We start from the raw sequence: 25,992 nt of genomic DNA, 5'->3' as shown, positions 1-25,992 counted from the left end.
TATATTTATTTACCAATAGCCTGCATCTGCCCTGATCTGGAGGAGATCACAATGGAAATGCCAGCCCCGAACGCCACGATTCTGTCGAAAAAGGCCAAGATCGTGGAGCGGTTGCAATCCGTGCTTCCCAAGGATGCTGTGATCCATGACGAGGCAGAGACGCGCGCGTATGAATGCGACGGGCTCAGCGCCTATAAGTGTCCGCCGCTGGCTGCCGTGCTGCCCTCCTCCACAGAAGAGGTTTCCGCCATTCTGAAAATCTGCCACGAAGAAGGCGTGCCGGTCGTCCCGCGCGGCTCTGGCACGTCACTCGCCGGTGGGGCATTGCCCACCGCTGACAGCATCATCCTTGGCGTGGCACGCCTGAACGATGTGATTGAGACCGACTACGAAAACCGTGTCATCAAGGTTCAAACCGGCCGCACCAATCTCAGCGTCACCGGCGCGGTAGAAGAAGAGGATTTCTTTTACGCCCCCGACCCCTCCAGCCAGTTGGCTTGCGCGATTGCGGGCAATATCGCCATGAACTCCGGTGGGGCGCATTGCCTGAAATACGGCGTCACCACCAACAATCTGCTGGGCGTCACCCTTGTGATGATGGACGGCACAATTACCGAGTTGGGCGGCGCGCATCTGGACGCGGGCGGGCTGGACCTGCTGGGCCTGATCTGTGGCTCCGAAGGTCAGCTTGGCGTCGTGACCGAAGCCACGCTACGCATCCTGCGCAAGCCCGAAGGCGCGCGGCCTGTCCTGATGGGTTTCGACGACAACGAGGTTGCCGGTGCCTGTGTGGCCGACATCATCAAGGCCGGTGTCCTGCCCGTCGCCATTGAATTCATGGACCGCCCCTGCATCGAGGCGACAGAGGCCTTCGCCAAAGCGGGCTACCCGATGTGCGAGGCGCTTTTGATCGTCGAGGTCGAAGGCTCCGACGCGGAAATCGACGAACAGCTGGGCCTCATCATGCAGATCGCCCGCAAGCACAATCCGGTCGAGCTGCGCGAAAGCAAATCCGCCGATGAAAGCGCGAAAATCTGGCTGGGCCGCAAGTCCGCTTTTGGCGCGATGGGCCAGATCAACGACTATATGTGTCTCGATGGCACGATCCCCGTGTCCTCGCTCCCCTTCGTGCTCAAGCGTATCAGCGAGATGAGCAAGGACTACGGCCTCGACGTGGCCAATGTATTTCACGCAGGCGACGGCAACATGCACCCGCTGATCCTCTTTGATGCCAACAAACCCGGCGATCTGGAGCTTTGCGAGGCGCTGGGCGCTGACATCCTGCGCCTGTGTGTCGAGGTCGGAGGTTGCCTGACGGGCGAACACGGTGTCGGCATCGAAAAGCGCGATCTGATGGTGGATCAGTTCGCCGCGGATGATCTGGAGAACCAGATGGCGGTGAAGGACGTGTTCGACCCCACTTGGCTTTTGAACCCCGCCAAAGTGTTTCCGCTTGAGGCTTCCGAGGCCCGCCGCGCAATGGCCCTTGCGGCAGAGTAAAGGCACGACAAAATGACCCCTAAAACCGAAGCCGAGCTGGCCGATGCCATCGCCAGCGCCAAAGCCCCTTTGCGCATCATCGGCGGTGGCACCCGCCCGATTGGCAATCCCGTCGCGGGCGAAGTGCTCTCCACCTCAGCTCTGTCCGGTATCGAGCTTTACGAGCCAGGCGCGCTGACAATCGTCGCAAAAGCAGGAACACCTCTGGCCGAGATCGAGACCGCTCTCGACAAGGAAAACCAACGCCTCGCCTTCGAGCCGATGGATCACCGAGGCCTTCTTGGCACGACCGGCGCGCCAACCATCGGCGGTGTCGTGGCGGCCAATGTCAGCGGCCCCCGCCGTATTCAGGCAGGCGCGTGCCGGGATCATATGCTGGGGGTGCGGTTTGTCGACGGGACTGGCGCGATCCTTAAGAACGGCGGTCGCGTCATGAAGAACGTCACCGGCTATGATCTGGTCAAGCTGCTCACTGGCAGCTACGGCACGCTTGGCGTCCTGTCCGAGGTGTCGCTGAAAGTGCTGCCCAAGACCGACACGCAGGCCACGCTGATGATCCATGGCCTTGATTTCGCCCACGCGGTCAAGGCCATGTCTGCCGCGCTTGGATCCCCGTATGAGGTGTCTGCCGCCGCCCATATGCCCGATATGGGCCATGGCGCGGTCACCATGCTGCGCATCGAAGGCTTCGAGAAATCCGTCGCCTACCGGGCCGAGCAATTGATGAACGAACTTGCGCCCTTTGGTGACATCACCGTTGAGTCCGACCCCGCCAAATCCGGGAAGATCTGGACGGCGTCCCGCGATGTGGAAGGGTTCCAGAAAGCCGATGGCGACATCTGGCGTATCTCGGTCAAGCCCACCGACGGCGCGACCCTCGCCGCCAAGCTCGGCACGGATAAGCTCTTTATGGACTGGGGCGGCGGCCTGATCTGGGCCGTCATGCCCAAAGGCACCGACCTGCGCGCCAAGATGAACGGCACCCAAGGCCACGCCACCCTGATCCGCGCCGACGAGGCCACGCGCGCCAAGCTTGATGTGTTCCACCCCGAGCTTGAACCGATTGCCAAGATCAGCGCGGGCCTGCGCGCCAAGTTCGATCCAAGTGGAATTCTCAACCCCGGCCTGATGGCCTGAGGAGCGCGATATGCAAACGACCTTCACGCCCGAGCAGTTGACCGATCCCGGCATCCAGCGCTCCAACGAAATCCTGCGCACTTGCGTGCATTGCGGCTTTTGCACCGCCACATGCCCCACCTATCAAGTGCTCGGCGATGAGTTGGACAGCCCCCGGGGCCGTATCTATCTGATCAAGGATATGCTCGAAAACGAGCGTGTCCCGGACGAGAAAACCGTCAAGCATATCGACCGTTGCCTGAGCTGTCTGGCATGCATGACGACCTGCCCCTCCGGCGTGCACTACATGCACCTCGTTGATCATGCGCGCGAATACATCGAACAAAAATACAAGCGCTCCTTCAGCGACCGCGCATTGCGTTGGATCCTCGCGCAGATCCTGCCCTATCCGACGCGCTTCCGTCTGGCCCTTCTGGGTGCCAAGATCGGTCGCCCCTTTGCGTTCCTGATGCCCGACGCCCGTCTTAAAGCGATGCTTGAGATGGCTCCCAAGACGATCCCGCCCGTCTCGCGCAATGACGACCCGCAAACCTTCGCGCCCAAAGCGCCGAAGAAAATGCGCGTCGCCCTGATGACGGGCTGTGCGCAAAAGGCGCTGAACACCGATATCAACGACGCCACGATCCGCCTTCTGCGGCGCCTCGGGGCAGAGGTCGTCGTGGCCGAAGGTGCGGGCTGCTGTGGGGCGCTGACCCACCACATGGGCAAGACCAAAGAAAGCCACAAGACGGCGGCCAAGAACATCCGCGCGTGGCACAAGGAAATCGAAGGCGAGGGGCTGGACGCCATCGTCATCAACACCTCCGGCTGCGGCACGACCGTCAAGGATTATGGCCACATGTTCCGCAATGAACCACTCGCCAAGGAGGCCGCCGCCGTCGCGGGTCTCGCCAAGGATATCTCCGAGGTTCTGATTGAACTGCTGCCCAAAGGCGCGCCTGAATTTACCGCTGTGAACACCGCGAAAGCCGCCATCGCCGGCACAGATGCCGCCGATGTGCCGCCCAAACCCGTTGGCACCGGCACCCTGACCGTCGCCTATCACGCCGCCTGCTCGCTCCAGCATGGCCAGCAGATCAAGACCTACCCCAAAGACCTGCTCAAACGCGCGGGCTTCAAAGTGGTAGAGCCTGCCGACAGCCATCTCTGCTGCGGCTCCGCAGGCACCTATAACCTGATGCAGCCCGAAATCTCCAAGCAGCTCAAAAAACGCAAAGTGGATACGTTAGAGGCCAAAAACCCAGACATCATCGCCGCCGGCAACATCGGCTGTATGATGCAGATCGGTGGTGGCACAGACATCCCCATTGTCCACACGGTCGAACTGCTCGACTGGGCCACGGGCGGGCCACAACCCCCTGCGCTGACGGCCGAAGGCAAACGCGCCCCTGAAGTGCCGATCCTGCGCTAGACCCAAATCGGCACAGCGATCACCTTGCAGCCTGATCCAAAACAACGGCCCGCTGATAGAGATGCCAGGTGGTGTGCCCAAGGATCGGCAACGTGAAGATCAACCCCAGAAACGCCGGGACAAGCGACACCACCATGGTCACCGTGATAATCCCCGCCCATGTGAGCATCACCACCGGGTTCTCCCGAACGACGCGCACCGACGTGATCATGGCAGTGACGAAATCAATATCCCGGTCAAGCAGCAGCGGCATGGCCACCACTGTAACCGTGAACAAGGCGGCAGCCAGAAACGCGCCGACGCCCGTGCCAATCGCAAGGAACGTCCAGCCCTCCGGCGTGTAGAGCACGGCTTGGATGAACCCGTCCAAATCCGAAAAAGACGCATCCTGCAGCACGATCACCAGCACAGTTCGAAACTGGTAAAACCAGACCCACAAAACGAAGAGCGTGACAAAGGCCATCCAACCCATTTCGCGTTTGCGTTGGTCAGCCATCACGGTGAGGATATCGCCCCAGCCAAATGGCTCATTGTTCTCCAACCGACGGGACATTTCATAAAGCCCGGCGCAGGCGAAAGGCGCGACCAGAGGGAAAGCGACCAACGCAGGGATGAGCATCCAGATATAGCCAAGCCAGACAAGGCACCAGACCATAAGGATGCCGAACACCGCATAGAAGAGGCCGAAAAACCCGCTCATGATCGGGCGCGCCCAAAAGTCCGAAAACCCGGCCTTGAGCGACGCTGTGATATCCTCCGCCGTGACCTTGTTGATCTTGGGCATGCTGGGTTGTTGCGGCGGCAGAGCGTCCGGCGGTGTCGGCTTGGTGGTTTTGGACGTCATGAAGAACTCCTCCCCAATATGTCGGCGCGGGCCCGTTTGGCCGCTGATCCGGCGGCGAAACAGGCGGTGCTGGTCCAGCCCTAGGGTGCCACGAGCGCGTGCATTTGGGCAAGTCGGGCAGGCGGTCCCACCCCTGAACCCCGATATTTGCTTTGAGTTACAAAGTGATCGTCGTCGCAGAAACTGACATTTACCTCGCCAACCGCGCACCGAAACTAATCTACCGACTGCCCCATTTTTGCCCTAAGGTTGCATTAAGCGTCGAAACAGACGCGTCAGATGCAGGACAGGCAGATCATGCGATCCTTGATTATTGCTGCGGTTTTGGCCGCACTTCCCGTTTTCGCTTGGGCGGATGATACCGGCCTCAAGCAGATGAAAACCGGCGGCGACACCCGCGGCTGGGAGGCTGTGGGCCGTCTGAACCTTGGGGTCAACGGCTTTTGCACCGGCGCGCTGATCCGTGACAATGTCGTTCTGACCGCCGCCCATTGCCTGTTTGACGAGGCTGGCAATGCCATTGATCCGGGCACAATCGAATTTCGTCCCGGCTGGCGCAACGGTTTTGCCAGCGCGTTCCGCAAAGCCAAACGTACCCTCGCGCATCCCGATTACAGCTACGAAGCGACCGGGAACCAAGGCGCGCGTGTCAAATACGATCTTGCGCTGATCGAGCTCAGCCAGCCCATCCGCAACACCCAAGTGATCCCCTTTGATATGGGCCAGAAGCCCCTCAAAGGCGCAGATGTGGGTGTCGTCTCCTACGCCAAGGACCGGGCAGAGGCCCCGTCGATCCAGGAAACCTGTTCCGTCCTCGCCCGCCGCTTCGCCACGCTGGTGCTGTCCTGCGATGTCGACTTCGGAGCTTCGGGCGCGCCGATTTTCAGCGTCACCGACGGCACGGCCCGCATCGTCTCTGTCGTGTCGGCGAAGGCCGAAATGCAGGGCCGCAAGGTCTCGCTTGGCATGGCGGTGGACGGCCCGATGGATGATCTTATGGCCCGCTTCGACGATGGTGAAGGCACCGTCGCAGGCATCCGCCCGACCTCCACCCGCCTTCTGATGTCTGGTGAACGCCGCGACACCGGCGCGAAATTCGTGAGCCCCAAGCCATGATCCGCGCGCTTGCCCTGTCGCTCTGTCTGATCGCCCCCACCGCGCAGGCGCAAAACTCAAGCCTGATCAGGCTGACCGACCGCGATGATCTGTTTGGATACGAGGCCGTGGGCCGTCTCGATATGCAAGGCAAAGGCACCTGCACCGGCGCGCTGATCGCTACCGATCTGGTCCTGACCGCCGCCCACTGCGTCACCCAGCGCGGCAAAGGCACGATGGACCCGGCCAAGGTAAAATTCCGCGCGGGCTACCGCGACGGTGATGCCATCGCCGAGGCGAAAGGCACCCGCATCGCCGTGCATGAACGCTACGACCCCGATGCGCCCTCAACCGTCTACAATGCGCTCTACGATATGGCGCTTTTGCAACTCGACACGCCTATTCATGTGGGCCTCGCTGACCCGTTCGTGGTCGCTGACCCAACCCTCAACAGCCGCGATATCAGCATCGTTTCCTATGGTCGGGGCCGGAACGAAGCGCTGTCATGGCAGCGTAAATGCCGGATGCGCGGCAAGTTCGACGGGCTGATCGCCTTCAACTGTGATGTCACTTTCGGCTCCAGCGGCGCGCCTGTGTTCGAGAAGATCGGTCACCGCGTCAAGATCGTGTCGCTCGTCTCGCGCGGTGGGCTCGATAAAAATGGCGACGTTCTGGCCTTCGGGATGGAACTGCCCCGCGCGGTCTCCGAAATGAAGCAACAATTGCGCAGCGGGCGTGGCGTGACCGAAGCCGCCACCACCAAAACCGAACGCGTCATGCCCCGCCGTCTGGGCTTGCCTCAGTCTGACGCAGGCTCCAGCGCCCGGTTTGTGAAGCCGTAAACTCACCCCTTGAAACGCCAAATCACCCATCCAATATAAGGTGTATCGGATGCCAATGATGGGTCCGATACCTTGAAAACAAGGCCTGTCCACAACGGAAGGCCTGCACATAAACGCTTATTTATCGCTCAATGGAGGATGACCATGCGTAGTTTTGATCTTGCACCCTTGTATCGTGCAACAGTCGGTTTTGACCAAATCGCCGACATGATGGACCGGGTTCTGGCCAGTGATGTCAGCAACCAAACCTACCCCCCTTACAACATCGAAAAGACCGCCGATGATGCGTATCGCATCTCGATTGCAGTGGCTGGTTTCACTGAAGACGAGCTGTTCGTCGAGGTGAAGGAAAACGCCCTGCACGTCTCGGCCCGCAAAGCGACTGACGAGACCGAGCGCAGCTATCTGCATCGCGGCATCGCCACCCGCGCGTTCGAGCGCCGCTTCCAACTGGCTGACCACGTCCGCGTGACGGGTGCGAGCCATGTGGACGGTATGCTCCACATTGATCTGGAACGCGAAGTGCCCGAGGCCCTCAAGCCCCGCCGCATCGCAATCTCCAGCGGGACCAAGGCGATCGAGAAAGACGTCGTTGACGCGAAATCCGTCAACTAACGTCTGACGAATTGTGTGTGGAAGGCCCCGTGCAGCGATGCGCGGGGCCTTTTTGCTTCTTCGGTTTCCAAGGGCCGCGCCCGACCCTGGGTGGGCGCGGCCCGGCAGTGCCCCCGGGCAACCCCTGAATTCAGCGCGCTCTACTCGCTCAAGCTCTGCGCCAGCCGCATCAGGCTGACCGCCTCGGCTCGGTACCCGAAAGGATCATCGCCTTTAGCCCCATTGGCCAACGCAATCGCATCCGCGTAGTCCCAATCCAGCACCGCACTTTCGTCCCGCAGCAACTGCGCAAATCCCGCAATCGCCACCGCGAACTGCGCCTCGGAACCCAATTCCGAGACCTCAGGTAAAACTGTCTCGATCAACGCGCTCTCATCCTCACCCGGTGCCTTGTAGCGCAGCTTCAGAAACCCGATCTCTGCCTCCGGATCGCCCGCCACAGCATCACCATACCGCAACGGATCGCTTAACACCGCGTCCGATCCAACCGGCGTCACCTCATAGATCGCCGTCACCGTATGGCCTGCACCAATCTCGCCCGCATCAACGCGGTCATTGTTGAAATCCTCACGCCGCAGCGCGCGCGTCTCATACCCGATCAAGCGGTATTCGGCGATCCGTGCGGGGTTGAACTCCACCTGCACTTTCACGTCATCGACAATCGGAAACAGCGCACCTGTCAGCTGATCAACCAGCACCTTCTGCGCCTCTGACAGCGTGTCGATATAGGCCGCTTGCCCGTTCCCGTTCTGCGCCAAGGCTTGCATCGTGGCATCATCCAGATTGCCGCGCCCAAAGCCCAGAACCGACAGATACGTGCCACTGTCGCGCTTGTCAGCGATGAAATCTTTTAGCGCGTCAGGGTCCGACAACCCGACATTAAAATCGCCATCCGTGGCCAGGATCACGCGCGAGACCTCGCCCTCCGCGCTCATCCCTTTGGCCACGTCATAGGCCTGCTGCAACCCGGCTTGCCCTGCGGTGCCACCGCCCGCCTCCAACCGGTCCAAAGCCGCCAAGATCACAGACCGCTCGCCCGCAGGCGTCGGTTCCAGAACCTGCCCCGCGCTGCCTGCATAGGTGACAATCGACACCTCATCTTCAGGCCGCAGTTGCGACAGCATCAGCCGGAAGGACTGCTTCAACAAAGGCAGCTTATTGGCCGCCTGCATCGAGCCGGATGTGTCGATCAGAAACACAAGGTTCAAAGGCGGTCGCTCCGTCACCTCGGCCCCTTGCAACCCGATATGCACCAATTGCGTGCCGGGGTTCCAAGGGGTCTCGGCCGCGGTCACGGTGGGCTGGAACGGCGCATCGCCGACGGGCGCGGGATAGGCGTAGGGGAAATAGTTCACCATTTCCTCGACCCTCACCGCCTCGCGCGGGGGCAATTGGCCGTTCATCAACGAGTTGCGCACAACCGCATAAGAGGTCGTGTCCACGTCGATTGAAAACGTCGAGACCGGCTCTTCTGCGGTGATCTTCAGCGGGGTCGCGGCAGCTTCCGGGAAAGCCTCGGTATCCCCCTCGATCACAGGGCCAGGGGTCAAAGCATCCGCGTCAGGCAACACAATGGACGGGCGTGGCGCAGGCTGCGGATAGATGCGCGTTTCGGGCCAATCATAGCTCTCCGCTGTCCTTTGGAGGCGCTTCGATGTGGCCTGTGGTGCGGCAAGCGTGCCTGCTGGTGCTGCTTCTTCCAAAACAACGGCCCCCGTGAAGCGATCCTCTGCCGCCATCTCAAGCGGCTCGGGGTCGACACTGGCAGGCAAGGTCACGGCCTCTGGCTGCGCGCCAAACTCCAGCAGCTGCGGGTTCAGCGCGACAAAGCCAATCGCGATCAATGCGGTCGAGGCGACAAGTCCGCCGCGTGTGGTCATGGTGGAAAACATCGCTTTAACTCCTGTCCAAATACGATTGGACTTGGGACGGGCCACCGCACCCGATCCTTGGAGGTCGGCGAAATTTTTCTGTGCCAAAGCGATATTGTTGGCCTTTGCACTCGCATCCGGTGCGGGTGTCGCCGCCTTCATTGCCTTGCGGAGATCGTCGAGATCGTCGGTCATGTCGTCTCCTTTTCTTTCAATGCGCGCAGGTGCTTTTTGGCCTCTGACACGCGCCAACTCACGGTGCCTTCTGAGATGCCCATAACCGCGCCCACTTCGGCGTGGTTCATATCATCCAGAACCAAGGCCAGCGTATCTCGCAGCGTCTCGGGCAAGGACGCCATCGCGGTCTGCAACCAATCTTGCGCGTCTGCGGCTTCGGCGTTGGCGGCCACGCGATTGACCTCCCAATCGCCCCAGCCCTGGGCAGCCTTGCGATGGGTCGCTTGCCTGCGCCGCCGGTCATGGGCGGCATTCACCACGACGCGGTAAAGCCATGTCGAAAACGCCGCCTCGCCGCGGTAGGCGCGAATTTTAGACGGCAACGCCGCGCAGATGTCCTGCGTCAGATCTTCGGCCTCCGCCTGTATCCCGGTCAGCCGAAAAGCCAGCCCGAACATGCGGTCGTAATGCCGCTCAAGAAGCGAGGCAAAGGCGGCGGCATCTCCGCCAGCGGCCGCAAGGCCAAGGGATCGGTCATCGGTTGTCATGCGCATCTTGAAAGGTTTGACGGAGGCGCGGACCCGATCCTTGGAATTTTTTTGAGTATTTTTGCAAAGATGAAATCACCGAAGCGCTGCCGCAAGAAGATCAATGCCTGCCGCGATCTTCTTTTTATGGATCGAGGAATACGCGATCCGATAAAAACTGCGCGGCGCGTCCTGGCCTGCAAAAAAAGGTGCACCCGGTTCGATCAGCACGCCTTTTTGTGCCAGATCGTGAGCCAGTTGACCCGTATCAATCGGATCGCGTGCGCGCATCCAGTAGCTGGAACCGCCATAAACACCGCGCCCCGCCACGGTCAGCGCATGCTTGTTTAGCGCGGCCTCCATCGTGTTGCGCCGCTCGTGATAGGCCAGCCCCATGCGCCGAACCAGCGCATCATAATGCCCCAGCGACAGGAAATAGGCCGCTGTGCGCTGGATATGCCCCGGCGGGTGGCGCAGCACCGAAGACCGTAGCGCGCGCACTTCGGCGATAAAAGGCGCCGAGCCCACCAGATATCCCAACCGCAACCCCGGAAAGAGCGATTTGGAGAAGCTGCCGACATAGATCACCCGCCCTTCCTTATCGAGCGATTTCAGAGCAGGAGAGGGTGATTTCAAGAACGACATCTCGAACTCGTAATCATCCTCCACGATCAGGAAATCATCGCGGGAGGCGCGCCGCAGCAGCTCTTGCCGTCGCGCAATCGGCATTGTCGCCGTGGTCGGGCATTGATGGCTGGGCGTGGTGAACACGACATCCGTGTCGGGGGGCAGTTTTTCAGGGGGCAATCCGTCGGCATCCACCGGAATAGGCCTTAGATGGCAGCGCGACTGCGTCAGGATTTCGCGTAGTGACGGGTAGCACGGGTCCTCGATCGCTGCCGTTCTCCGTTGCGTCAGCAGCACCTGCGCCGTCATCCACAGCGCGTTCTGTGCGCCCAGCGTAATCAGCACCTCATCGGGATTCGCCAAAATACCCCGGCGGGGCAGGGTGTGGCGCAAGATAAAGTCGATCAGCTGCGGATCGTCCTGATCATAGTAATCCGCCGTCAACGCCTCAAAGTCGCGCTTGCCCAAAGCCTGCAAGGCGCACAGACGCCAGTTGGCACGGTCAAACAGCTCTTCATCGGCCTGCCCGTAGATGAACGGATACGCGTAGCTACGCCAATCCGCAGGCTTCGCCAGCATCGGTGTTTCCGCATAGCGATGCCCCAAGGCGCGGCTCCAATCGACTACGTCCTGCGTGCGCTCGGTCGGTTTGAAATCCGGCGGAACCGGCGCGTTTTCAGACACATAGTAGCCCGACCGCCCGCGCGAGCTGAGGTAATCATCGGCCAGCAACTCTGTATACGCCAGCGTCACCGTGATCCGACTGACCCCCAGATGCGCCGCCAGTTTGCGCGACGAGGGCATCTTTTCGCCGGGCCTGAGCCGCCCCGACAAAATCCCCTGCGCCACCATCTGCTGAATCTGATTTTGGAGCGTTCCTTGGGCGTCGGGGTCAAGAAAGAAGCTATCTGCGGAAACTGCCATGTTGAACTGGCCTTATTTCAGGATCAGCACTGGATATAATGAAAACGGCCCGTCAAGGCTAGCGTTAGATGTCGCGAAGACTCACGGTTGGGAGATGAACCATGGCGCTTGATGCAAAGAATAACTCGCTCGAAGAATTCTGGATTCCGTTCACGGATAACCGTGGCTTCAAGAAAGACCCGCGCTTGGTGGTGCAGGCCAAGGGCGTCTACATGCAGGATCACAAGGGTGGAACCGTGATCGACGGCTCGTCCGGGCTGTTCTGTTCGCCCGCCGGCCACTGCCATCCCAAGATCATCGAGGCCGTGCACACCGCGCTCCAAGACTTGACCTTCGTCTCGCCGTTCTCCACGAACCACCCTCTGTCCTTTGAGTTAGCCGAGGAACTGTGCCGCCTGACGCCCGAAGAGATTAACCACGTTTTCTTCGTGAATTCAGGGTCGGAGGCGATTGATACCGCTCTTAAGATCGTCATGGCCTACCACCACGCCAAAGGCGAAAACCGCCCCCGGTTCATCAGCCGCGAGCGGGCTTACCATGGTGTGAATATCGGCGGCGTCAGCCTGTCGGGGCTTGTGAACAACCGCCGCGCGTTCCCGGCCGTGATGCCCAATATCGTGCATATGCGCCACACCTGGACCGACGAAGAACTCCACACCCCCGGCCAGCGCACCACCGGGGCAGACCGCGCCGAAGACCTGCAGCGTGCGATTGACAATTTCGGCGGCGAAACCATCGGTGCGGTGTTCATCGAACCTGTCGCAGGCTCCACCGGCACCCTGCCGCCGCCCCATGGCTACCTGCAGCGCATCCGCGAGATTTGCGATGCCAACAACATCCTGCTCGTCTTTGACGATGTGATCTGTGGCTTTGGCCGTGTCGGTGGCAACTTCTCGGCAGATGCGTTTGACGTGACGCCCGACATCATCACGATGGCCAAGGCGCTGACCAACGGTTCCATCCCGATGGGTGCCGTCGCCGTGCGCGATGACATCTACGAAACCGTGACCGACGCCTCCGCCATGGGCGGGATCGAATTGTTCCACGGCTACACCTATTCCGGCCACCCCGCCGCCTGTGCCGCGGGCCTCGCCAGCCTTGCGATCTATCAAGAGGAAGGTCTGTTCGACCGCGCCAAGGAAATGGCCCCCTACTTCTCGGAGGCGGTGCATTCGCTGGGTGACCATCCGCTGGTCAAGGATGTCCGCTCCATCGGCATGATGGCGGGTGTGGAAATGCACCACCATCCTGAACACGGCTCCCTGGGCGTGCGCGCCCAGACAGAGATGTTCTGGAAGGGTCTGCATGTGAAATTCACAGGAAACAATGCGATCATCGCGCCGATGTTCATCTCGGAGAAGTCCCATATCGACGAGATCATGACCAAGTTCCGCGAGACGCTGGACGCGCTGCCGCACTAACAGCGCCTCTCGCATCAAGATCAACGGGCCTGGGGTTTCTCGGGCCCGTTTGCTTTTCGCCAACCCGCCCCGGACCTGATCCGGGGCCTCAACCTCACCATCAAAGGTCCTGGATCAAGTCCGGGACGCGCGCACAAAAACGCCAGCCCTCTCAGCCCATAATCTCCGGCAGCCGTGCCCATGCCCGGTTCTCCGCACGCGCGTGGGGGCCCGCAAGCCGCACTGCAACGATGCTCAGCTGAACGCTTGGCAACTCAGGTTGCACCAGATCGCCTGCTTTCAGACCGGCTGCTGCAAGCGTATGTGGCACCCACCCCACACCAACACCAGCCTTGGCCAGTTCCAGAACAGACGTGGTCAGCGCAGTCTCGGCGCGCTTTTCAAAAGGGCGGTTCAGCGTGATATCCCGCTCGGTCAGGGTGCCAAGATAGGCATCCGCTGGATACGCGATGACCGGCAGCACGCCACGCATCGGCAAGTTTGGCGCGCAGACCGGGATCAGGCTGTCGCTCCCCAGATCCAATGTTTCGAAAAACCCCTCGCGCCCCGGCGCGCGGTCCCGCGCCGTGCGGTAAGCAATCGTCAGATCCGCCTCGCGCGAGATCAGCATGCCGTAACACGCGTCCAGATTGGCCGAGCGCAATCGCACGGTCAGCCCGTCATGGCCCACCAGATCCTGCACGATCCGCGGGGCCAGCGAGGTGGCAATCGCGTGTTGGCATGCAATCACGATGCGGTTCTGGGCGGTCGCGGTCTGGCTCCGTAGTTCATTGACCAAACCGTGCAAATCAGCTGCCAAAGCGCGGATATGGTCCTCCTGCGCGGCTGTTGCGGGCGTCAGTTGTACCGGCTTGCGGGCGCGGTCAAACAGCGGCACGCCCACGTGCTCTTCGATCATCCGCACCCGGCGCGAGAAGGCCGATTGCGTCAGGTTGCGCCGCTCTGCCGCTTCTGACAGCGAACCTGTATCCACTACCGCCAAAATGTCTTCCAGCCATTCGAGTCGCATGATCGCTCCTAACTTGCGCATCTTGCACTATATGCGCGCAGAATATGCATTTGCACCTTCTGCAGCCCTCTGTAACACTCACTTAACGCATATTCTACAAAGGACTCACCTCATGCATCTGGCCCGCTTCCCACGCAAGCATTTTGCGCATCTACCGACACCGTTGGAGAAGATGGAGCGTCTCAGCGCCGAGCTTGGCGGACCTGAGATCTGGATCAAGCGCGACGACTGTACCGGGCTTTCCACCGGCGGCAACAAGACCCGCAAGCTTGAGTTCCTGATGGCCGATGCCGAAGCCTCTGGCGCGGACATGGTGATGACCCAAGGCGCGACCCAGTCCAACCACGCGCGCCAGACGGCTGCCTTTGCGGCGAAGATGGGCATGAAGTGCCACATCCTGCTTGAAGATCGCACCGGCTCGAACGATCCCAACTATAATGAATCCGGCAACGTTTTCCTCGATGATCTGCATGGTGCATCCCGCGAAAAGCATCCCGGCGGCATCGACATGAACGCCAAGATGGAGGAAGTTGCCGACCAGATGCGCGCAGACGGCAAGAAAGTCTACACGATCCCCGGCGGTGGCTCCAACGCAACCGGTGCACTGGGCTATGTGAACTGCGCGTTCGAGCTGATCGCGCAGGCCAACGACCGCTCCCTCGTGATCGACCATCTTGTCCACGCCACCGGCAGCGCGGGCACCCAAGCGGGCCTGATCACCGGCATCAAAGCAATGAACGCCAATATCCCGCTTCTGGGCTACGGCGTCCGCGCGCCCAAGGACAAGCAGGAAGAAAACGTCTTCAACCTCGCCCTCAAGACGGCTGAGAAGATCGGCGCACCCGGCGTCGTCAAACGCGAAGACGTGGTCGCCAACACCGATTACGTTGGCGAAGGCTACGGTATCCCCCGCGAAGACACGATCGAGGCGATCGAGATGTTCGCCCAGCTCGAAGGCATCCTGCTCGACCCCGTCTATTCCGGAAAAGGCGCGGCTGGCTTGATCGACAGCTGCCGCAAAGGGCATTTCAAGAAGGGCGAGCGCATCGTTTTTCTGCACACCGGCGGGGCGGCGGGGCTATTTGGCTATACCTCCGCGTTCGACTTCAAGTGAGCACACCGCGCGTCATAGGCGTCTTGGGCGGCATGGGGCCAGCGGCGACAGTCGACCTGATGGCCCGCGTGATCCGCGCCACGCCCGCCTTAGATGACGCGGGCCACGTCCCGATGATCGTTGCGCAAAACACCCAAGTGCCGTCGCGCATCGCCACGCTGATCGAAGGGCAGGGGGAGGATCCGCTCCCCGTCCTGATCAAGACCGCGCAAGACCTGCAAGCCGCCGGGGCAGAGGCACTCGCCATGCCCTGCAACACCGCGCATCACTACGTCGAACAGATCGCGGCGGCGGTGGACATCCCGTTCCTGCATATGATCGCGCTCACCGGAGAGGCCGTTCAAGGCCGCCCCGGTATCCTGGGCTCCCCCGCGCTCCAGCGCGTTGGCGTCTTCGAAAAAGCCATGCCCGGCGCGCTTTACCCCAGCGATCCTGACGCGCTTTTGGCCGCGATCCGTGATATCAAGGCCAACGGCCCCACCGACGCCGCTCGCACCGCGCTCAAGGTGGCCTCCGGAGACCTTGCCGCGCAGGGTGCCGACACGCAGGTCATCGCCTGCACCGAATTCTCGCTGATCGCTGATGAAATCGCAGCGCCCAGCATCGACACGCTTGATATTCTCACCGACGCCATTGTCGCGTTCTCAATCAAAGGCTGACGCAATGACCGTGACTTACCTCAAGAAAGCCACCTCCACCTCCAAATCCGGCCACGAGGACGTGCGCGACCGGGTCGAGGCGATGCTCAATACGATTGCCGAGGGCGGCGATGATGCGGCGGTTGACTATAACCTCAAGCTCGACGGTTGGGACGGTCAGACCTTCGTCACGCCCGAGCAATTGGCCGAAGCCACCGCCAAGGTGCCCGAGCAGCTCAAGAAAGACATCCAATTCGCCCACGCCAATATCAAACGCTTTGCCGAAGCGCAGAAAGCCTCCACCGCGGATTTCCAGACCGAGGTGATCCCCGGCCTGATCGCTGGTCAAAAGCAAATCCCGGTCACCGCTGCGGGCTGCTATGTGCCGGGGGGACGCTACGCTCATATCGCGAGCGCCATCATGACCGTGACCACCGCCAAGGTCGCGGGCGTCACCCATATCGCCGCCTGTTCCCCGCCCAAGAAAGGCGAGGGCATCCACCCTGCGATCCTCTACGCGATGGACCTCTGCGGCGCTGACCGCATCCTCAACATGGGCGGCGTGCAAGGCGTCGCCGCCATGGCCAATGGCCTTTTCGGTCTGCCCAAGGCCGACATCCTCGTCGGCCCCGGCAACCAATATGTCGCCGAGGCCAAGCGCATCCTCTACGGCCAAGTGGGCATCGACATGTTCGCAGGCCCGACGGACTCCATGGTCATCGCCGACAGTGACGCCGACCCCAAAATCGTCGCTTGGGACCTCGTGGGGCAAGCCGAGCATGGCTACAACTCCCCTGTCTGGCTTGTCACCGATACACAGGCGCTCGCCGACAAGGTCATGGCCGAAGTGCCCAACGCCATCGACGATCTGCCCGATCTGAACCGCGACAATGCCGCCGCCGCCTGGCGCGACTATGCCGAGGTGATCCTGTGCGAAACCCGTGAAGAGATGGCCGCGATGGCCAACCAATACGCGCCCGAGCATCTGACGGTGCTCTGCCGGGACCTCGATTGGTATCTGGCGGAACTGAACGCCTATGGCTCTCTGTTCCTTGGCGAAGAAACCACCGTGGCTTTCGGTGACAAGGCGTCAGGCACCAACCACGTCCTGCCGACATCTGGCGCGGCGCGCTATACCGGCGGTCTCTCGGTGCACAAGTTCATGAAAACCGTCACATGGCAGCGCTCCACCCGCGCCGCAGCCAAGCCCGTCGCCGAAGCCACCGCCCGGATTTCGCGCCTCGAAGGGATGGAAGGCCATGCCCGCACCGCCGATATCCGGCTGGCCAAATTCTTCCCAGACGAGACCTTTGATCTCAGCCCCGACTAAGGGCGCGGCACCGCGGCGCTTGCCTAAAGGGCCGACACGGTCCTACCTTGGGGGGCGACTCATCAAGGGAGGACACGCGATGCCGTCATCATATCAGGGCCGAACCGAGTAAGACCCAATGGTTCAAAAAAGCCAGTCCCAGTCGACGGCGTCCAACCTGCGCACCGACTCTGCGGGGGCCAGCATCGCCACGATCCTTGCGGAAAAAGGCGGCGCCATCGTGCAGATCAGCACCAATGCGCCGCTGACCGAGGCGATGGATATGATGGGCCAGAACCGCATCGGGTCCGTGCTGGTGGTCGATGAAGGTGTGCTCAAAGGGATCCTGTCGGAACGCGACGTGGTCCGGCACCTGTCTGAAAAAGGCACTGACGGCCTGCAGACGCTCGTGGGCGATGTGATGACCGCTGATCCCATCACTTGCCGCCCGTCCGATCCGTTGATCGCGGTCATGCAAGCCATGACCGACGGCAACTTTCGCCACATGCCCGTTCTGGATGGTGGCGCGATGGTCGGCCTGATCTCGATCCGCGATGTGGTCAAGCACCGCCTGATCGAGCTGGAATACGACGCCTTGCGCATGCGCCAGATGATCGTGGGCTGACCGCCTATGTTCGACGGGCTGGTCCTGACACCGCTCACCGCCACCGTGTTCTTCGTGATCCTCGTCTTTTGCGGGCGGGGGTTCCGGCAGAACTGGAAAGCGCAAGAGGACGGCTGGGTTCTGCGCGGCTGGCTCTACGCAATCCCGGTGCTGATTTCGTTCACCGCGCTCGCCTTCGTGCCGATGGAGTTTGGGTAACGCACCCTCACACGAGCGTGAGCAAGATAACTCACATCTGAGTATCGGCGTTGTGATGTGCGATGATGCACAGTTCTCCCGATCATCCTGCGCGTTTTCTTACCTAGGGTCATGGCCCATTTGTCTGTCATCGGAAGCGCAAACTTCCAGACACACACAACGCAACATGACAAAAGGATTAACACAATGACACGTATCGCACTTATCGCAGCCATCGCATTTGGCGCCGCAGCACCTGCTTTCGCAGCATCTGATCTGGGCGTGACCTCGCCTGCCGAACTGGCCTCCATGTCGGGCTTCGACGCGTCTTTCATGACCTCCGACGATCTGGGCAAAACCTCCCCTGCCGAGATTGCAGCCATGGGTGATGCGTCCGATGACATGATCTCCACGCAAAGCCTGAACGCTCTGGCCAAGCTGGGCGTCACGTCCCCCGCTGAGATCAGCGCACGCCACTAAGCCTTAGCGCTAAAAACGAAAAAGCCCCTCGAAGCAGACGCTTCGGGGGGCTTTTTTCATGGGCGATGCAGACCTATCAGGCGTTTGCTTCGCGTTCCATCTGCTCCACCATCTTGCGGGCGCGCTTGCACTGCAACCTGTCCCGCAAGGGGCTGTCCGGGTCAACGGGCTTTTTGCAGACCAGACATTTGTCAGCCCCCGCCACCGCATTCAAACCGCCACAGCTGCCCTTGATCGTCTTGCCCATGACAATCGCCCCGATCGCCATGCCGATGACGATCAAAAGCAGAAAGATGAACGCAAGAACGAAGGTTTCCATTGGGCTCTCTTGGGTGGATTACTCAGATGTAGTATCGCCGATCAGCTCTGAAAAGGCACGACTGGCGGATGTGACAAAAGCGCCGTCCTCGCGGGTGATGAACAAAACCGCCAGCCCTTCCGCCTCTGCCAGAGGCAAGCCAACCTCGGCACCCGCTACCAAAAGTGCGGTCGCCCAGCCATCGGCCAGCGTGGCATTCTCGGCCAAAACCGTGACCGAAGCGGTGCTGTGGGTCACCGGGCGGCCCGTTGTCGGGTCCAGAATATGCGAATAACGTTCGCCACCGGCCTCAAAGTAATTCCGGTAATCGCCCGAACTGGCCAGCCCATAGCCTGAAACCGGCACGACCAGTTCGACCACACGGCCCGCCACGTCGGGCCGCTCGATGCCAATGGCCCAAGGCTCATCTTCTGCATTCAGCCCACGTGTCACCAGATCGCCGCCAATTTCCACCAGATACCGGGCCGCTCCGGCCTCGGACAACGTCTCGGCCACCGCGTCCACGCCGTAGCCTTTGGCAATCGCCGACAGGTTCACCGACACCGCGTCATCGGTCTTGATCAGCGCATCGCCTTCCATGCGCAAAACCTCGCGCTGGCCCACCAGATCGAGCGCTGCATTGATATCCGCCGGTGGCGGCACTTCATCTTCCGGCGTGCGCGTGCCAAAGCCCCAAAGTTCGATGAGCGGGGCCAGCGTCACGTCAAACCGCGCGCCGCTCGCGTCATGAATGTCGTTCGACAAGGCCATCACGGTCGCAAACGGCTCTGACATCGGCACCGGCTCCAGTGCGGCGGATGAGTTGAAACGCGACACCTCTGATTGCGGATCCCAGTTCGACATGGACCCGTTCACCGCCTCCAACGTTGCCGTAATCGCCTGCTGCACCGCCGCTTCATCCAGCGCCTCGGGCGGGTCGACCACGGTCACGTTATACGTGGTGCCCATCGTCTCGCCTGAAAAGCGCAGCACATCGGGCGTGTCATCGCCAAACAGGCACCCTGCCAAAACAAAAAGGAACAGTGTCGCAAAGAGGGGTCGGATCATATTGCCTGCTTTCCAAAATAGGGTCACGCGCTGATGCGAAAATATCGCGTGCGGGTCAAGAAAAGAGGATCACCCTAGCAGCAATCTGCCATCTGCGACCCAACCGAGCATGGGCAATCTGCCGCATAGAGACGCGGTGCGCAAAGGCATACTAAAGGGGCCAAAGAAGCCAGCCTCTCGCCAAGGCAACAGAGATAATATGACAGATCTGACTTTCAAGAAGGGCCTCGACCTGCCAATCGCAGGTGCGCCCAGCCAAACAGTGCAAGACACTGATTTCCCTGCCTCAGTTGCCCTGATCGGGGCAGATACCGTCGACTTGAAGCCGAAAATGCTGGTGGCAGAGGGGGACGAGGTGCGTCGCGGCCAGCCGCTGTGGTGCCACAAGGATTCGCCCGATGTGATGTTTACCGCACCTGCCACCGGCAAGGTGCGCGCGATCAATCGCGGGGCGCGCCGTGTGCTGCAAAGCGTCGTGATCGACGTGAGCGATGCCGCCGATACCGGCCTCGATTTCTCCAAAGTAGGCGATCTGCGCGCCAAACTCGCGGCCTCCGGCCTCTGGACGTCGTTCCGCACGCGCCCCTATTCCAAGGTCCCAGCCCTGGACGCCGAGGCTGCCGCGATCTTCGTAACCGCCATGGATACCGAGCCGCTTTGCGCCGAGGCCAGCGTCATCATCAATGACCGCGCGGCCGAGTTCGAAGACGGCCTCAACGCCATCGCAACCCTGACCAAAGGCGCCACGTATCTCTGCCACAAACCCGAGGATCAGATCCCCGGCATGGGCGCGCCCGGCATCACCGCCCAAAGTTTCGCTGGCCCGCACCCCGCAGGCCTTGCAGGCACCCATATCCACTTCCTTCAGCCGCCCAAAGCCGGTGAAGAGGTCTGGACAATCGGCTATCAGGACGTGATCGCCATCGGCGCGCTGCTGCGCACCGGCCATCTTGATCCAAGCCGTATCATCGCGCTGTCAGGCCCCATGGCCAAGAACCCGCGCCTTTTGCGCACCGTTCTGGGTGCGCCGCTCGTGGACCTCACCGATGGTGAGATCGAAGGCGACGCGCCGTGCCGCATCATCTCAGGCTCGGTCCTCACAGGGCGCGCAGCAGATGGCCCTTTTGCATATCTGGGCCGCTACGCCCGTCAGGTCACGCTGATCGAGGAAGATCACAAGCAACTGGTCCTCGGCTGGATTTCCCCCCAGCCCAACCGCTATTCCACGCAGCCCGTGCTGGCCTCCAGCTTTCTGGGCCGCAAGCTCTACAATATGACCTCGAACCTGAACGGCGGTCGCCGCGCGATGGTGCCCACCGGCACGTTCGAGCGTCTGATGCCGCAAGACTACCTGCCCACGCAGCTGCTGCGCGCGCTGCTGGTCATGGATACCGACACCGCACAAGCGCTGGGCGCGATGGAGCTGGACGAGGAAGACCTCGCCCTGTGCACCTTCGCCTGCCCCGCAAAATATGAATACGGAGAGGCGCTTCGCAAAAGCCTCGCCAAGATCGAGAAAGAGGGCTGAGCCATGGGCGCACGCAGTTTCTTCGACCGTCTTGAGCCGCATTTCACGAACGGTGGCAAATACGAGAAGTATTTCCCGCTCTATGAAATGGTGGAAAGTTTCGTCTACACCCCAAAGACGGTGACCAAGGCCGCGCCGCACGCGCGCAGCTTCATCGACATGAAACGCATCATGATCTACGTGGTCGTCGCCACGATCCCCTGCATCATGATGGCATTCTACAATACCGGCTTTCAGGCCAACGCCGCGATGGCCGCCACGGGGTTCGAACCCTCTGGCTGGCGCGCGGCGGTCCTGTCGGCGCTGGGTATCGGGTTCAACCCCGACAATGTCTTTGCCAATATGGCCCACGGCTTCATGTATTTCCTGCCGATCTATGTCGTGACACTCGTCGCAGGCGGCGTGTGCGAGGTGATCTTCTCGGTCATCCGTGGCCACGAGGTGAACGAGGGCTTCCTTGTCACCTCCATGCTCTACGTGCTGATCCTGCCCGCCACCACGCCGCTCTGGCAGGTCGCTCTGGGCATCATCTTCGGTGTCGTGATCGGTAAGGAGGTCTTTGGCGGCACAGGGAAAAACTTCCTCAACCCCGCCCTTGTGGGCCGCGCGTTTCTTTACTTCGCCTATCCCGCGCAGATGTCCGGTGACACCGTTTGGGTCGCCGTCGACGGCTATTCCGGGGCCACCGCGTTGGCGATCAGCGCCTCCGACGGCTACCAGACGCTAGCGGCCAACGGCATGACCTGGTGGGACAGCTTCCTCGGCTTCGTTCCTGGCTCGATGGGTGAAACCTCGACCCTTGCGGCGCTCATCGGTGTGGCCTTCCTGATGATCACCAAGATCGCCAACTGGCGGCTGGTCGCAGGCTGCCTGCTGGGCATGATCGCGTTCTCGGGCCTCCTGAACATCATCGGCTCTGACACCAACCCGATGTTCGCCATGCCGTGGTACTGGCACCTTGTCATTGGCGGCTACGCTTTCGGTCTGGCCTTCATGGTGGTCGAGCCCGTCTCCGCCAGCCACACCAATATGGGCCGCTGGATCTACGGTGCGCTCATCGGCTTCATGGTTGTGATGATCCGCGTCATCAACCCGGCCTTCCCCGAAGGCATGATGCTCGCGATCCTCTTTGCCAACATCTTCGCCCCGCTGATCGACCACTTCGTCGTGCAGGCCAATATCAAGAGAAGGGCAAAGCGTTATGTCTGACGTCCAACCCACCGCCCCCAAAGGCCCCATCGGCCGCTTTCTGGCGCTGCCGCCAGACAGCACGCCCAAGACGATCTTCGTCGCTGTGGCCCTGTGCCTTTTCTGCTCGATGATCGTGTCGGTCGCAGCTGTGTCCTTGCGCCCCGTGCAGGAAGCCAACTCACTGGTCGACAAACGCAAGAACATCCTCGAGGTCGCGGGCGTCTACGAGCCCGGTATGAATGTGAACGACGCTTTCGGCGCGTTCGAGCAGCGCATCCTCGAAGTCTCCACCGGCGAATTCAGCGACGCCATTTCCGTCGAAGGCTTCGACGATATCCAGTCGGCCAACGATCCCGAGCTGTCGCGCGAACTGACCAACGACATCGCAGGCATCGGTCGCCAACCCAACTTCGTCACCGCCTATCTTCTGCGCGACGAGGCGGGCGAACTGGACAAAGTGGTCCTGCCGCTTTGGGGCTATGGGCTTTGGTCCACGCTCTACGGCTTTGTCGCGATCGAAGAGGACGGCAACGAAATCTTCGGCCTGCAATTCTATGACCACGGCGAAACGCCGGGTCTGGGTGCGGAAGTCGACAACCCCAACTGGAAATCCCAGTGGAAGGGCAAGAAACTTTACAACGAAGAAGGCGAGCTTCGCATCGCCGTTCAAAAAGGCACGCCGCAAGCCGACATGATCGACCACCAGATCGACGCGCTGGCCGGGGCCACGCTGACCTCTGTGGGTGTCGACAATCTCGTGAAATTCTGGATGGGCGAGCAAGGCTACGAGCCTTTCCTTGCCAGACTACAACAGGGAGGGCTCTAAGATGGCCCAGACAACCCGCGATCTGCTGGTCGACCCGATGGTCGACAACAATCCGATCACTTTGCAAGTGCTGGGCATCTGCTCGGCGCTCGCCGTGACCTCCTCGCTCACCGTATCTGCGGTGATGGCGTTGGCGGTGACGTTGGTGACAGGCTTTTCCGGCTTCTTCATCTCGTGCATCCGCAACCAGATCCCCAGCTCGATCCGGATCATCGTGCAGATGGTCATCATCGCCTCGCTCGTGATCCTGGTGGACCAAGTGCTCAAAGCCTTCGCCTATGAGATCAGCAAAACGCTGTCGGTCTTCGTTGGCCTCATCATCACCAACTGTATCGTGATGGGCCGCGCGGAAGCCTTCGCCATGAAGAACCCGCCGGTTGCGTCCTTCATGGACGGCATTGGCAACGGACTTGGCTATTCGCTCATCCTGCTGATGGTCGGCTTTGTGCGCGAGTTGTTCGGGGCAGGCACGCTCTTTGGCGTCACGATCCTGCCATCGGTAAACAACGGCGGCTGGTATGTCCCCAACGGCATGCTGCTTCTGCCGCCCTCCGCGTTCTTCGTGATCGGTCTGATTATCTGGGCCTTCCGCGCTTGGAAGCCCGAGCAGGTCGAGAAGCGTGAATACAAAATTCAGGAAGCGGAGGCGCACTGATGGAAGGTCTCCTTTCCCTCGCCGTAAAGGCCATTTTTGTCGAGAACCTCGCGCTCTCGTTCTTTCTTGGCATGTGTACCTTCATCGCCGTGTCGAAAAAGATCAGCACCGCGCTGGGTCTGGGTATCTCGGTCATCGTGGTGCAGGCCATCACGGTGCCCACCAACAACCTGATCCTGACCTACCTGCTGAAACCCGGTGCGCTCGCTTGGGCTGGCTTCCCCGAGGTTGATCTGACCTTCCTTGGCCTGATCTCCTATATCGGCGTCATCGCCGCGATGGTGCAAATCCTCGAGATGACCCTCGATCGCTTCTTCCCGCCGCTCTACAACGCGCTGGGCATTTTCCTGCCGCTCATTACCGTGAACTGCGCTATCCTTGGCGGTTCGCTTTTCATGGTCGAACGGGACTACAATTTCGCCGAAGCGACCACATATGGTATCGCATCAGGCGTCGGCTGGGCGCTCGCCATCACGGCCATGGCAGGCGTGCGCGAGAAGCTGAAATACTCCGACATCCCCGACGGTCTGCAAGGCCTCGGGATCACCTTCATCACCGCCGGACTGATGGCCATCGGCTTCATGTCCTTCTCCGGCGTCAAACTGTAAGGGAGCGTTCATATGGAAACCTTCAGCCTTGGCGTCGCGCTGTTCACGCTGATCGTCATCATGCTGGTGACGCTGATCCTTGTCGCCCGCTCGCGGCTGGTCTCGACGGGCGACGTATCGATCACCATCAACGGCGAGAAAACGATCAAAGTCCCCGCCGGGGGCAAGCTGTTGCAAACACTGGCCGAACAGAAACTCTTCGTGCCATCGGCCTGCGGCGGCGGTGGCACCTGCGCCCAATGCCGTGTGAAAATCCATTCCGGCGGCGGCTCAATCCTGCCCACCGAAGAAGGCCATATCACCAAGCGCGAAGCCTCCTGCGGCGACCGCCTGTCCTGTCAGGTCGCCGTCAAGCAGGACATGGAAATCGAAGTCCCCGAAGAGGTTTTCGGCGTCAAGAAGTGGAAATGCAAAGTCCGTTCCAACGACAATGTCGCCACCTTCATCAAGGAACTAGTTCTGGAACTGCCCGAAGGCGAAGACGTCAAGTTCCGCGCCGGTGGCTACATCCAGATCGAAGCCCCCGCGTACGAACTGTCCTACAAGGATTTCGACGTAGACGAGGAATACCACGAGGATTGGGACAAGTTCAAAATCTGGGACGTGACCTCAAAGGTCGATGAACCGATTGAGCGCGCCTATTCCATGGCCAACTACCCTGAGGAAAAGGGCATCGTGATGCTCAACGTCCGCATCGCCTCGCCGCCCCCGGGCAGCCAGGGCATCCCCGCGGGCAAGATGTCCTCCTACATTTTCAACCTCAAAGCAGGTGACGAGGTCACAATCTCCGGCCCCTTCGGCGAGTTCTTCGCCCGCGAGACCGAGAAAGAGATGATCTTTGTCGGCGGCGGTGCGGGCATGGCCCCCATGCGCAGCCACCTGTTCGATCAGCTGCGCCGCATCAAGACCAAGCGCAAGATCAGCTTCTGGTATGGTGCGCGCTCAAAACGCGAGATGTTCTATGTCGAGGATTTCGACATGCTCGCCCGCGAAAACGATAACTTCGAATGGCACGTCGCCCTGTCCGACCCGGCCCCAAATGAAGACTGGGACGGCCACACCGGCTTCATCCACAACGTGCTTTACGAGGAATACCTCAAGAACCATCCCGCGCCGGAAGACTGCGAATACTACATGTGCGGTCCCCCCATCATGAACCAGTCGGTCATCAACATGCTCATCGAATTGGGCGTCGACCGCGAAGACATCATGCTGGACGATTTCGGCGGATAAATGCAAAAGGCCGGAGCAAACGCTCCGGCCTTTGTCGTTTAGGCTGTAAGACCGCTTTGCGGACAAACCCGCCTTTTGCACGTGCGGCTTTTGCTGACGCAGAAACCGCTCGCATCTGATTTTGTTGAAAAACTCTTCTTTTCTGACGCTTTGGTTTGCGTCATCGCGTTAATTTACTGGGATGTCCGAAGTAGGACCGCGCTCTTACTCAAAGGCTGGGTCCATCGGCTTGAGCTTTGCCA

The 25,992-nt window shown here is 60.7% G+C and carries 26 protein-coding genes; 19 read left to right on the top strand and 7 right to left on the bottom strand.

Annotation, left to right across the window (positions count from 1 at the left end):
• Positions 1-51 precede the first annotated feature (51 nt).
• Genes KUW67_RS03210 through glcF form a run of 3 tightly spaced genes read left to right on the top strand, consistent with a single transcriptional unit; the run spans position 52 to position 4,048 of the window.
• Complete coding sequence (locus KUW67_RS03210) at positions 52-1,500, top strand: FAD-linked oxidase C-terminal domain-containing protein (RefSeq protein WP_224823841.1); 1,449 nt, start codon at positions 52-54, stop codon at positions 1,498-1,500.
• Positions 1,501-1,512: 12 nt separating this feature from the next.
• Positions 1,513-2,637, top strand: coding sequence for a glycolate oxidase subunit GlcE (gene glcE / locus KUW67_RS03205; protein ID WP_224823840.1), 1,125 nt, complete (start codon positions 1,513-1,515; stop codon positions 2,635-2,637).
• Between the two features lie 10 nt (positions 2,638-2,647).
• Positions 2,648-4,048, top strand: a complete 1,401-nt coding sequence (gene glcF, locus KUW67_RS03200; RefSeq protein WP_224823839.1) for a glycolate oxidase subunit GlcF — start codon at positions 2,648-2,650, stop codon at positions 4,046-4,048.
• A 19-nt stretch (positions 4,049-4,067) separates the two neighbouring features.
• On the opposite strand, the gene KUW67_RS03195 is transcribed toward glcF, so the two are convergent.
• Entirely contained in the window at positions 4,068-4,892 is an 825-nt protein-coding gene (locus tag KUW67_RS03195; protein ID WP_224823838.1) for a DUF2189 domain-containing protein, read from the bottom strand.
• A 297-nt stretch (positions 4,893-5,189) separates the two neighbouring features.
• Between KUW67_RS03195 and KUW67_RS03190 the strand changes: the two genes are divergently transcribed.
• From KUW67_RS03190 to KUW67_RS03180, 3 genes are all read left to right on the top strand, one after another.
• On the top strand, positions 5,190-6,008 hold the full coding sequence (locus tag KUW67_RS03190; RefSeq protein ID WP_224823837.1) for a serine protease: 819 nt from the start codon (positions 5,190-5,192) through the stop codon (positions 6,006-6,008).
• Entirely contained in the window at positions 6,005-6,829 is an 825-nt protein-coding gene (locus KUW67_RS03185) for a serine protease (protein ID WP_224823836.1), read from the top strand. Before KUW67_RS03190 ends, KUW67_RS03185 begins: the two co-directional genes overlap by 4 nt.
• A 144-nt stretch (positions 6,830-6,973) precedes the next feature.
• Positions 6,974-7,444, top strand: coding sequence for an Hsp20 family protein (locus KUW67_RS03180; protein WP_224823835.1), 471 nt, complete (start codon positions 6,974-6,976; stop codon positions 7,442-7,444).
• A 140-nt stretch (positions 7,445-7,584) separates the two neighbouring features.
• Here KUW67_RS03180 and KUW67_RS03175 read toward each other — a convergent pair whose 3' ends face one another.
• The 3 genes from KUW67_RS03175 to KUW67_RS03165 all read right to left on the bottom strand — a co-directional run bounded on the left by KUW67_RS03175 (position 7,585) and on the right by KUW67_RS03165 (position 11,570).
• Positions 7,585-9,510, bottom strand: a complete 1,926-nt coding sequence (locus KUW67_RS03175; protein ID WP_224823834.1) for a VWA domain-containing protein — start codon at positions 9,508-9,510, stop codon at positions 7,585-7,587.
• Complete coding sequence (locus KUW67_RS03170; protein ID WP_224823833.1) at positions 9,507-10,040, bottom strand: RNA polymerase sigma factor; 534 nt, start codon at positions 10,038-10,040, stop codon at positions 9,507-9,509. Before KUW67_RS03170 ends, KUW67_RS03175 begins: the two co-directional genes overlap by 4 nt.
• A 75-nt stretch (positions 10,041-10,115) precedes the next feature.
• The gene (locus KUW67_RS03165; RefSeq protein WP_224823832.1) at positions 10,116-11,570 is read right to left on the bottom strand and encodes a PLP-dependent aminotransferase family protein; all 1,455 of its coding nucleotides are present in this window, start codon (positions 11,568-11,570) and stop codon (positions 10,116-10,118) included.
• A 101-nt stretch (positions 11,571-11,671) separates the two neighbouring features.
• Here KUW67_RS03165 and KUW67_RS03160 point away from each other — a divergent pair, with 101 nt between their 5' ends.
• On the top strand, positions 11,672-12,991 hold the full coding sequence (locus tag KUW67_RS03160; RefSeq protein WP_224823831.1) for an aminotransferase class III-fold pyridoxal phosphate-dependent enzyme: 1,320 nt from the start codon (positions 11,672-11,674) through the stop codon (positions 12,989-12,991).
• Between the two features lie 151 nt (positions 12,992-13,142).
• Here KUW67_RS03160 and KUW67_RS03155 read toward each other — a convergent pair whose 3' ends face one another.
• Positions 13,143-14,000, bottom strand: coding sequence for a LysR family transcriptional regulator (locus KUW67_RS03155; RefSeq protein WP_224823830.1), 858 nt, complete (start codon positions 13,998-14,000; stop codon positions 13,143-13,145).
• A 112-nt stretch (positions 14,001-14,112) separates the two neighbouring features.
• Between KUW67_RS03155 and KUW67_RS03150 the strand changes: the two genes are divergently transcribed.
• The 6 genes from KUW67_RS03150 to KUW67_RS03125 all read left to right on the top strand — a co-directional run bounded on the left by KUW67_RS03150 (position 14,113) and on the right by KUW67_RS03125 (position 18,343).
• On the top strand, positions 14,113-15,114 hold the full coding sequence (locus tag KUW67_RS03150) for a D-cysteine desulfhydrase (RefSeq protein ID WP_224823829.1): 1,002 nt from the start codon (positions 14,113-14,115) through the stop codon (positions 15,112-15,114).
• Complete coding sequence (locus KUW67_RS03145) at positions 15,111-15,773, top strand: amino acid racemase (protein WP_224823828.1); 663 nt, start codon at positions 15,111-15,113, stop codon at positions 15,771-15,773. Before KUW67_RS03150 ends, KUW67_RS03145 begins: the two co-directional genes overlap by 4 nt.
• 4 nt (positions 15,774-15,777) lie before the next feature.
• A complete protein-coding gene (gene hisD / locus KUW67_RS03140) occupies positions 15,778-17,082 on the top strand; it encodes a histidinol dehydrogenase (protein WP_224823827.1) in 1,305 nt (434 codons plus the stop codon).
• A gap of 118 nt (positions 17,083-17,200) precedes the next feature.
• Entirely contained in the window at positions 17,201-17,686 is a 486-nt protein-coding gene (locus KUW67_RS03135; RefSeq protein WP_224823826.1) for a CBS domain-containing protein, read from the top strand.
• Positions 17,687-17,692: 6 nt separating this feature from the next.
• Complete coding sequence (locus KUW67_RS03130) at positions 17,693-17,884, top strand: hypothetical protein (protein ID WP_224823825.1); 192 nt, start codon at positions 17,693-17,695, stop codon at positions 17,882-17,884.
• A 186-nt stretch (positions 17,885-18,070) separates the two neighbouring features.
• The gene (locus KUW67_RS03125; protein ID WP_224823824.1) at positions 18,071-18,343 is read left to right on the top strand and encodes a hypothetical protein; all 273 of its coding nucleotides are present in this window, start codon (positions 18,071-18,073) and stop codon (positions 18,341-18,343) included.
• A gap of 76 nt (positions 18,344-18,419) precedes the next feature.
• Here KUW67_RS03125 and nqrM read toward each other — a convergent pair whose 3' ends face one another.
• A complete protein-coding gene (nqrM, locus tag KUW67_RS03120) occupies positions 18,420-18,662 on the bottom strand; it encodes a (Na+)-NQR maturation NqrM (RefSeq protein ID WP_224823823.1) in 243 nt (80 codons plus the stop codon).
• 18 nt (positions 18,663-18,680) lie between these two features.
• On the bottom strand, positions 18,681-19,709 hold the full coding sequence (locus tag KUW67_RS03115) for an FAD:protein FMN transferase (protein ID WP_224823822.1): 1,029 nt from the start codon (positions 19,707-19,709) through the stop codon (positions 18,681-18,683).
• Between the two features lie 199 nt (positions 19,710-19,908).
• Between KUW67_RS03115 and KUW67_RS03110 the strand changes: the two genes are divergently transcribed.
• From KUW67_RS03110 to nqrF, 6 genes are read left to right on the top strand one after another with little or no spacing between them, the layout of a single operon-like run.
• The gene (locus KUW67_RS03110) at positions 19,909-21,237 is read left to right on the top strand and encodes a Na(+)-translocating NADH-quinone reductase subunit A (protein WP_224823821.1); all 1,329 of its coding nucleotides are present in this window, start codon (positions 19,909-19,911) and stop codon (positions 21,235-21,237) included.
• Between the two features lie 3 nt (positions 21,238-21,240).
• The gene (locus KUW67_RS03105) at positions 21,241-22,446 is read left to right on the top strand and encodes an NADH:ubiquinone reductase (Na(+)-transporting) subunit B (protein WP_224823820.1); all 1,206 of its coding nucleotides are present in this window, start codon (positions 21,241-21,243) and stop codon (positions 22,444-22,446) included.
• A complete protein-coding gene (locus tag KUW67_RS03100) occupies positions 22,439-23,254 on the top strand; it encodes a Na(+)-translocating NADH-quinone reductase subunit C (protein ID WP_224823819.1) in 816 nt (271 codons plus the stop codon). The genes KUW67_RS03105 and KUW67_RS03100 overlap by 8 nt, the downstream gene beginning before the upstream one ends.
• 1 nt (position 23,255) lies before the next feature.
• Entirely contained in the window at positions 23,256-23,909 is a 654-nt protein-coding gene (locus tag KUW67_RS03095) for an NADH:ubiquinone reductase (Na(+)-transporting) subunit D (protein ID WP_224823818.1), read from the top strand.
• A complete protein-coding gene (nqrE, locus tag KUW67_RS03090) occupies positions 23,909-24,517 on the top strand; it encodes an NADH:ubiquinone reductase (Na(+)-transporting) subunit E (protein ID WP_224823817.1) in 609 nt (202 codons plus the stop codon). The genes KUW67_RS03095 and nqrE overlap by 1 nt, the downstream gene beginning before the upstream one ends.
• Positions 24,518-24,529: 12 nt before the next feature.
• A complete protein-coding gene (gene nqrF, locus KUW67_RS03085; protein WP_224823816.1) occupies positions 24,530-25,750 on the top strand; it encodes an NADH:ubiquinone reductase (Na(+)-transporting) subunit F in 1,221 nt (406 codons plus the stop codon).
• The last annotated feature ends 242 nt before the right edge of the window (positions 25,751-25,992 follow it).

The organism is Cognatishimia sp. MH4019, from assembly GCF_020177595.1.
Classification (GTDB): Bacteria; Pseudomonadota; Alphaproteobacteria; order Rhodobacterales; family Rhodobacteraceae; genus JAHTBL01.
Note: the sequence above shows the minus strand (reverse complement) of the source record. Positions and strands in the feature narration are given on the sequence as shown.

What these genes read in the sequence shown, in the direction of transcription:
- glcE (WP_224823840.1), top strand. Translation starts at nt 1,513, where the DNA reads ATGACCCCTAAAACCGAAGCCGAGCTGGCCGATGCCATCGCCAGCGCC.
- KUW67_RS03100 (WP_224823819.1), top strand. Translation starts at nt 22,439, where the DNA reads ATGTCTGACGTCCAACCCACCGCCCCCAAAGGCCCCATCGGCCGCTTT.
- KUW67_RS03155 (WP_224823830.1), bottom strand. Translation starts at nt 14,000, where the DNA reads ATGCGACTCGAATGGCTGGAAGACATTTTGGCGGTAGTGGATACAGGT.
- nqrF (WP_224823816.1), top strand. Translation starts at nt 24,530, where the DNA reads ATGGAAACCTTCAGCCTTGGCGTCGCGCTGTTCACGCTGATCGTCATC.
- KUW67_RS03165 (WP_224823832.1), bottom strand. Translation starts at nt 11,570, where the DNA reads ATGGCAGTTTCCGCAGATAGCTTCTTTCTTGACCCCGACGCCCAAGGA.
- KUW67_RS03095 (WP_224823818.1), top strand. Translation starts at nt 23,256, where the DNA reads ATGGCCCAGACAACCCGCGATCTGCTGGTCGACCCGATGGTCGACAAC.
- KUW67_RS03105 (WP_224823820.1), top strand. Translation starts at nt 21,241, where the DNA reads ATGGGCGCACGCAGTTTCTTCGACCGTCTTGAGCCGCATTTCACGAAC.
- KUW67_RS03110 (WP_224823821.1), top strand. Translation starts at nt 19,909, where the DNA reads ATGACAGATCTGACTTTCAAGAAGGGCCTCGACCTGCCAATCGCAGGT.
- KUW67_RS03180 (WP_224823835.1), top strand. Translation starts at nt 6,974, where the DNA reads ATGCGTAGTTTTGATCTTGCACCCTTGTATCGTGCAACAGTCGGTTTT.
- glcF (WP_224823839.1), top strand. Translation starts at nt 2,648, where the DNA reads ATGCAAACGACCTTCACGCCCGAGCAGTTGACCGATCCCGGCATCCAG.
- KUW67_RS03210 (WP_224823841.1), top strand. Translation starts at nt 52, where the DNA reads ATGGAAATGCCAGCCCCGAACGCCACGATTCTGTCGAAAAAGGCCAAG.
- KUW67_RS03135 (WP_224823826.1), top strand. Translation starts at nt 17,201, where the DNA reads ATGGTTCAAAAAAGCCAGTCCCAGTCGACGGCGTCCAACCTGCGCACC.
- KUW67_RS03185 (WP_224823836.1), top strand. Translation starts at nt 6,005, where the DNA reads ATGATCCGCGCGCTTGCCCTGTCGCTCTGTCTGATCGCCCCCACCGCG.
- nqrE (WP_224823817.1), top strand. Translation starts at nt 23,909, where the DNA reads ATGGAAGGTCTCCTTTCCCTCGCCGTAAAGGCCATTTTTGTCGAGAAC.
- nqrM (WP_224823823.1), bottom strand. Translation starts at nt 18,662, where the DNA reads ATGGAAACCTTCGTTCTTGCGTTCATCTTTCTGCTTTTGATCGTCATC.
- hisD (WP_224823827.1), top strand. Translation starts at nt 15,778, where the DNA reads ATGACCGTGACTTACCTCAAGAAAGCCACCTCCACCTCCAAATCCGGC.
- KUW67_RS03170 (WP_224823833.1), bottom strand. Translation starts at nt 10,040, where the DNA reads ATGACAACCGATGACCGATCCCTTGGCCTTGCGGCCGCTGGCGGAGAT.
- KUW67_RS03190 (WP_224823837.1), top strand. Translation starts at nt 5,190, where the DNA reads ATGCGATCCTTGATTATTGCTGCGGTTTTGGCCGCACTTCCCGTTTTC.
- KUW67_RS03150 (WP_224823829.1), top strand. Translation starts at nt 14,113, where the DNA reads ATGCATCTGGCCCGCTTCCCACGCAAGCATTTTGCGCATCTACCGACA.
- KUW67_RS03115 (WP_224823822.1), bottom strand. Translation starts at nt 19,709, where the DNA reads ATGATCCGACCCCTCTTTGCGACACTGTTCCTTTTTGTTTTGGCAGGG.
- KUW67_RS03125 (WP_224823824.1), top strand. Translation starts at nt 18,071, where the DNA reads ATGACACGTATCGCACTTATCGCAGCCATCGCATTTGGCGCCGCAGCA.
- KUW67_RS03175 (WP_224823834.1), bottom strand. Translation starts at nt 9,510, where the DNA reads ATGACCGACGATCTCGACGATCTCCGCAAGGCAATGAAGGCGGCGACA.
- KUW67_RS03195 (WP_224823838.1), bottom strand. Translation starts at nt 4,892, where the DNA reads ATGACGTCCAAAACCACCAAGCCGACACCGCCGGACGCTCTGCCGCCG.
- KUW67_RS03160 (WP_224823831.1), top strand. Translation starts at nt 11,672, where the DNA reads ATGGCGCTTGATGCAAAGAATAACTCGCTCGAAGAATTCTGGATTCCG.
- KUW67_RS03130 (WP_224823825.1), top strand. Translation starts at nt 17,693, where the DNA reads ATGTTCGACGGGCTGGTCCTGACACCGCTCACCGCCACCGTGTTCTTC.